The organism is Sphingomonas sp. BAUL-RG-20F-R05-02 (assembly GCF_022662305.1).
Lineage (GTDB): Bacteria > Pseudomonadota > Alphaproteobacteria > Sphingomonadales > Sphingomonadaceae > Sphingomonas.
In genome coordinates this window covers 1-6,061 of record NZ_JAKNQH010000044.1, presented here as the reverse complement: position 1 = coordinate 6,061, position 6,061 = coordinate 1, and the positions used below count along the sequence as shown (strand labels likewise).

General features: G+C 58.1%; 6 protein-coding genes and 1 pseudogene. 2 read left to right on the top strand and 5 right to left on the bottom strand.

The window, feature by feature from the left end:
* Positions 1-185 precede the first annotated feature (185 nt).
* On the bottom strand, positions 186-1,703 hold the full coding sequence (locus L8F97_RS22215; protein WP_242154905.1) for a S41 family peptidase: 1,518 nt from the start codon (positions 1,701-1,703) through the stop codon (positions 186-188).
* A gap of 137 nt (positions 1,704-1,840) precedes the next feature.
* Between L8F97_RS22215 and L8F97_RS22210 the strand changes: the two genes are divergently transcribed.
* The gene (locus tag L8F97_RS22210; RefSeq protein ID WP_242154904.1) at positions 1,841-2,491 is read left to right on the top strand and encodes a recombinase family protein; all 651 of its coding nucleotides are present in this window, start codon (positions 1,841-1,843) and stop codon (positions 2,489-2,491) included.
* Positions 2,492-2,774: 283 nt separating this feature from the next.
* Here L8F97_RS22210 and L8F97_RS22205 read toward each other — a convergent pair whose 3' ends face one another.
* The 4 genes from L8F97_RS22205 to L8F97_RS22195 all read right to left on the bottom strand — a co-directional run bounded on the left by L8F97_RS22205 (position 2,775) and on the right by L8F97_RS22195 (position 5,133).
* Positions 2,775-3,047: a hypothetical protein gene (locus tag L8F97_RS22205; protein ID WP_242154902.1), complete on the bottom strand. Its 273-nt coding sequence runs from the start codon at positions 3,045-3,047 to the stop codon at positions 2,775-2,777.
* Positions 3,048-3,105: 58 nt separating this feature from the next.
* Positions 3,106-3,333, bottom strand: coding sequence for an energy transducer TonB (locus tag L8F97_RS23105; protein ID WP_409929087.1), 228 nt, complete (start codon positions 3,331-3,333; stop codon positions 3,106-3,108).
* Positions 3,334-3,851: 518 nt separating this feature from the next.
* A complete protein-coding gene (locus tag L8F97_RS22200) occupies positions 3,852-4,508 on the bottom strand; it encodes a hypothetical protein (protein WP_242154900.1) in 657 nt (218 codons plus the stop codon).
* Between the two features lie 337 nt (positions 4,509-4,845).
* Complete coding sequence (locus L8F97_RS22195; RefSeq protein ID WP_242154898.1) at positions 4,846-5,133, bottom strand: hypothetical protein; 288 nt, start codon at positions 5,131-5,133, stop codon at positions 4,846-4,848.
* Positions 5,134-5,590: 457 nt separating this feature from the next.
* Between L8F97_RS22195 and L8F97_RS22190 the strand changes: the two are divergent.
* A pseudogene (locus L8F97_RS22190) lies at positions 5,591-6,061 on the top strand (IS21 family transposase); the annotation flags it as partial.

Below are 6,061 nucleotides of genomic sequence, written 5' to 3'. Positions count from 1 at the left end.
AAGTCGGCCGTTCGTGCAGGGTGGAGCGGGCTGTGAAAGCCGACGCTGGTTCAGGCTGATTTGCCTGTTTTCAGGGCTTTAGTACGGAGCTTCGACCGCGGCAGCACCCCAAAGCGGACGGACCGCTCACCACCAGACCCGGCCATTCCTGATGCAAAAATCAAAAGTTTTGCATCAGCGAGGAGCTAGGACGATTTCCGTATTTTCAAATCATTCTCAATGCTCTGTTCGAAAGCTTGGGTAGACCAGGACAGGTCACGGACCTCGATCGCGGGCCTATAAATCTGCCCGGCGGCACGTGGTCGATCACGATAGAGCTTCATAGGGACGACTACCTTGGCGATTCCGTCCGGGAGGCTTTCGATCCGCACGTCCAAGTAGATACTGTCGGCAGAACTCGGCGCGCCGATCAATCGGGTCTGTGGAAGGCGCGTGAAGAGGTCTAGCGCGTCCAGACATGCACTGGCGCACTGGCCAGGAACGATTACGTACACGGGAAGAGCAACAGGCGGCAGAGAGAGTTGCGTAGCTTTCCCAGTCACCGGGGCGGCGGCAGGTTCAACGTAGAAGGCTTGTCCCGACGTCAGGGCGTGACGCATCCCCTCCCACACAGCTTTGATCCAAGCTTCGGCTTCCGGTTGTTCGGTCGCGAGCGTCTTGGCCGTCGTGGCGATATAGTCGGTGTTGCCACGCGACGCACGCCACCAAACTCGGCTTGGGTCGGAGGCGCTAATTCTCTCCACCTGCGCTGCGCCCCAGAGAGCACGAGCCAACTGCTCGCTCCAAAACGACGATCCGCCCTGATTACCGCGAAGATCGATGACCACCGCGTCTCCCGCTAAAATTGTTGCCCGACGTCGCGTGACCTCGGCGAACATGTTTCGATACATAGTGCGCTGGGTGTCGTCGGGATCGAATGTCGGCATTGCAATCCAAGCGAGTTTACCGCGCGGTTCAGTCAGGCCGATGGGTCGCACGTCCCCATTGTAGCTGAGCGTGCGCCACTTTTTGTAAATTTCGTCGGCGGGTCGCCATAGGAGCCGGACCTGTGCAATCTTGCCGGAAACGGAGAACCGACACCGTGCAGGTAGTTTCACGAAGGGATTGCCCTCGTCCTGAAACAGGTTGAGGGCCTGACTCCACCATTGCCCGGCTTCATCGGGGCGACCCCGGAAAGCGAATACGTTCCTGATCACCAGAGATCGGGTATCTAATCCGTCGCAACTCAAGACACGCGCGCCTTTCACGACATCGGGCATCTGCGATTCGTAGACGTAGAGAGCGTCGCCGCGCCAAGCCGCGACAAACCCAGGCCACCGCATCGGTAACGAGCTGGTCGGCTCAGCGAAGGTCTGGGCATGTCCGTCGCGCAGGGCTGCACTGAACGCACCCAGAGTGGCCTGGAGCCCTGCTTGGTCGCGAGTCCGATGTGCCAGCGCCAGCCCCCTTTTCCGCGCTTCGTCCAGCCGCTTCGGAAATGCCGGGTCGGTGGGGTTGACCATCCCAGGATGGTTGTCGGCAAATATGCGGTAGGCGGCTTCTACGTCGCGGGAGGCCTCGGACGACCAGGATTGCGGCCTGTTGTGCGGATCGCTAACGTCTGCCCCGGTCGACAAAGCCCCTGTAGAACCAAGCGCTGCGGCAGCGAGAAGCGCCCCACGACCAAACGCTTGAGCCACGGCAGGCCAGCAGGCTTTAGTCATGCGGCGCTCTCTCCAATACCGTCGAGCAAATCTGACGACCGAACTCATAATGCAAAATTCACAAGTTTTGCATCAGACGAGAAACCGCACGAAACCAAGCGCTTCCATGATGCATAATTCCGATGCACACTCGGTCCATGATTTACGGCTACGCACGCGTCTCATCCAGCGGACAGGACCTGGCGCAGCAGCTCGCCCAACTCAACGCGGCTGGTTGCACGAAGGTCTATCGCGAGAAGATCAGCGGTGCGACTGCCGAGCGGCCGCAGCTCAAGCGCGCGATCGACGCGCTAGATGCCGGCGACGTGCTTATGGTGACGTCGACGGATCGCCTCGCCCGCAACACCCGTGACCTGTTGAACATCCTTCATGCGGTGAAGGAGGCTGGCGCCGGCTTCCGCTCGATCGCTGAGCCGATGGTGGATACCACCTCTCAGTTCGCCGATGTCATCATTGCTGTACTGGGGGTCGCGGCGAGCTACGAGCGTCATCGTATCACCGAGCGTACCGCAGCCGGCAGGGTCCAGGCCAAGGCTCGTGGCGTCAAGTTCGGCCGACGTGCTGCCCTTACCCCTCACCAGCAGTCCGAGGCCCTACAGCGCCTTGCTGCCGGCGACACGCAACGCACTGTCGCTGCATTGTTGGGGGTGAGCCAGGCTACGATATCGCGGATCGCAACTCCTGCCGTGCAGCAAACCACGGGAGCTCTCTCATCAAGTACAGAAGCATGGAGCCAAGCTGCGCTTGATGCGGGAAACCGAGCCGATCATGATCCAGAATATGCCTAAGAGATCGGAAAGCGCCTGTTTTAAGCGGGCCAAAGAAAAAGCCGCTGGTCAGAAGGACCAGCGGCTAAAGGCGAGCCGGATCAGTACAAAGGGGGGGGAATACCACCCGGCGGATTTCGCAAAGATAATACGATCTGGCAGCAGCAGGGTTCCAACGATTACTAAACGCATTGCCGCCGGCAGCGGCCAGGCCTGAGTCCTTGGTGTCGCTGGGTTGATGCAAAACTTGTGAGTTTCGCATCATGGACGCCAAAACGGGCGAAAAGCGGATGCTTGGCCGATCCTAGAGGATGGCGGCGAAAAGCCACGGAATGCGGTCAAACGAGTTCGATCGCGCGACATCCTCGCTATCGAAAAGACCGGATTGATACGTTCGTGTCCATCGTTCTGGTGCGGCCACGTCGCGCTCACCGCCGTCTTCATCAACCCAGTAGATGGCATCCTCTAGCGAGTGTTCAGAGTAGCTATGTAGCCCATCGGGGCGGCGTAGCAGCACCCATCGTTTCGACCCTTCGGGGCTGAGCACCACGTCGATCTGTTCCGGAAGGTTATCCATAACGAGAATGCTCGCACGCGCTCGGTATGTCCGCAACTGGACGCTTGCGGTAGGAGAGCTAAGCTGGGGCCGAACAGCTTGGTGGAGCAGCGACCGACTTTGCGTCACCGAAAGACACTGGCATTGGAAACCACGTGTCTCGCAATTTCTCGTCGGGCATTGCTACCGGCCAATGCAACTGACGCACCCAATCCAACATATCCCGATCCGCTTGCGGATCACCTATGCTTTTCAGGACATAAGCTCCGCTGACGCTTCCTTGTTTGGAGATGCTGATGCAGACCATGCCCGACCTGTTCAGCAGCGTAGCAGGTACGGGAGGCAATTCTTGAGCAATCGCGGGCCGGCTGGACAACGAGAAAAATGCGGCAACAATGACCAACGTAGCGATACGAGCGACCATAGCCGGGATTGTGGCACAATGCGGTGAATGACTGCAACTCGGCGTCACCTGTCCGGCCTGCTCTGCCCCGCTACCTTGATGCAAAGCTTTTGATCTCCGCATCGGAAGGCCGAGATTAGACAGGAGCCGCCATCGCGCCCGCACGGTGCCCGAATGGCTATACCGTTCCGCAGCTAGGCTTTGAGCACGTTCAGCGTGCTGAGCCATTTCTTCCCATCGCTCTGCCGATCGAAGTGCCCTGGTGCGGACGTTAGGTAGCGTGGAAATCTCAGCCTCTGCACGCTCGGCGTCCGCACGCTCTCGGTACAATTTTGGATCGTCGCTCATACCAGCCGTTTATATCTTTCGGCATCGGCCCGCTAGCGATGTCGAGCGAAGTCGGAGCGGGATGAGCGACGGAACTAATAGGTGCGCCCTGTTGCCGCGTTCAGGTATATAAGGTTTGCTCTCGTGACGCCGCCACAGTGTACGAAATACACAGGGTCTTTGATCTCTTCCGGGTCGCTCAGCCATCCTCCCTGTTCCTCGAAGTCGGCGACGGTGCAACGTCCAGATCCGATGAGATCCCGTGCAGCCTTCGCGTAGACTGAATGGTACTGCCTAAAGTCGTCTGAATGCGCCACTATTTGCTCGTCAGTGTCGGCCTTTTCTGCAGGGTCGGCCGGACGGGTACTCGATAGTCCGCTCTCCTTGACCCATTCGGTAACCAAGCCGTTCTTGATGCCGTTCGCTTCGGTGCAGGCGGCGTTGCCTTTTTCCACGAACTTGCTCTTACCGTTCTCGCAGAAGGCATCATATGGCTTCGAAATACGAACCCATCCATTGCGGGACTCAAGTACGCCAGTTCCTTCGCGGAACATCAGAGATCCGACCACACCGCACCTATCGGATGGGCAGGAGTGCTGATCGAGGCGTTTGGCCACAACCCATGATGAGGCAGGAGCAAGCCCAATATCCTTACCGGAATCCTTGGTAGTATAGACTTTGTGTTGACTTCGGGGTGAGCAACCGGTCAACAGCAGCATTGACGTTAAAGTCAATAAATAGGGGCGTAGCATCGTTTTATCCTTTATGCATTGTCGAACTAACGACCAGATTCTTTCCCAGAGGCAAGTCCGAGAACGAAAGGGTCGCGAGCCACTCGTGGCGCCTTATGCTGTTGCATGGCGCAAGGACGCTCGGACTTTAGCTTTAGCCCGGCGGACAACCCCTCTGCCGCGCGCCCGCTTCGCCCCTTGTTTATCCGGCGTCCGACAAGCGAAACAGGCAAATTTTACCCCCGCCGTCGCGAAGGCTTCGTACCCGCGAATGTCTGTAGGTGGTGGAGAGTGCTCGGGCAGGTTTCCTATCCGAAAGCTGCGCTTGGCATCAGGGCGACATGAACCCCGGATTAGGCTAACGAAAAGATGTGGCGAAGTAGAATGAAAAAAATATCATTCTAGCGACGATAATGAAAAGAAAACTAACATTGCGCCAGAATGCCTTGGGGCTTTCCTCCCGGAATATTGTGCCAAATCTATTCGGCAGCTTTCCAGTGCTCACCGCGTAGATTGCAATGCAAAATATACCTAGAAGAGAAGCGACCCAAGCTGCAATGATGAAATAGAGTCCCCACATGCCAAACGCGTAAGGAGAATTTTCCGGCTTTTGCAATAGCGCATCGGTAATAAACTCGTCGTACACTCCCGCTAGTCCTTAGCTCAGGAGATATCTAGCCGGGAGGTCGCTTCCTCGGCGCTGGAACGGCAGCATTTGGGCGCTTTCAGTCCGTCCGCTTTTCTCCCGGATAGCGGCCGGTCGGCTTTCGGGAGATCCGATCGGAAGCGGAGCCTCGGAACGGCTTGAGGTGGTGGTTAGCGGGCTGTCTGCTTTCTGCTCAATGACTCGTTCCGAGATGCCGCGCGTCTAACACTGGTCGATGTCGCGCGATTTGCCCCGGCTTGCCCACCATCGGCAAAGATCAACGAATATCGCGAGGCCAAAAGCTATGCCAGATTTGGCGTAAACCTCATCGTTTGGTGGCCAAGCATGTTGATTTCCACTGAGAGCTGACCCGGAGAAGGCATAAATTTCCACCGAGAAGTGACCCGTGTCTCAATCTCACCCCGGCAGGCTGTCGGGGGATCAAGGAGTGATAGACATGGTGTTACTGAGCGTCATCCGGCGCTGGGCATTCCGTGACGGGATGTCGATCCGGGAGATAACCCGACGTACAGGGCTTTCGCGCAACACCATCCGCAAATACCTGCGGTCGGACGCGCTGGAGCCGAAGTTCGAAACGGTCGACCGGCCGAGCAAGCTGGATCCGTTCGCGGACCGGCTGTCGGGATGGTTGAAGACGGAAGCGAGCAAATCGCGCAAGCAACGGCGCACCGCCAAGCAGATCCACACCGACCTGGTCTTGCTGGGCTATGACGGGTCGTACAGTCGGGTAGCGGCGTTCATCCGGGCGTGGAAGGCGAACCGTCAGGTTCAGGAGCAGACGACGGGCCGGGGCACATTCGTGCCGCTGGTGTTCACCGCCGGCGAAGCCTTTCAATTCGACTGGAGCGAGGACTGGGCTATTCTGGGCGGCGAGCGGGTGAAACTGCAGGCAGCACACACCAAGCTT

What these genes read in the sequence shown, in the direction of transcription:
- L8F97_RS22215 (WP_242154905.1), bottom strand. Translation starts at nt 1,703, where the DNA reads ATGACTAAAGCCTGCTGGCCTGCCGTGGCTCAAGCGTTTGGTCGTGGG.
- L8F97_RS22210 (WP_242154904.1), top strand. Translation starts at nt 1,841, where the DNA reads ATGATTTACGGCTACGCACGCGTCTCATCCAGCGGACAGGACCTGGCG.
- L8F97_RS22205 (WP_242154902.1), bottom strand. Translation starts at nt 3,047, where the DNA reads ATGGATAACCTTCCGGAACAGATCGACGTGGTGCTCAGCCCCGAAGGG.
- L8F97_RS23105 (WP_409929087.1), bottom strand. Translation starts at nt 3,333, where the DNA reads ATGGTCTGCATCAGCATCTCCAAACAAGGAAGCGTCAGCGGAGCTTAT.
- L8F97_RS22200 (WP_242154900.1), bottom strand. Translation starts at nt 4,508, where the DNA reads ATGCTACGCCCCTATTTATTGACTTTAACGTCAATGCTGCTGTTGACC.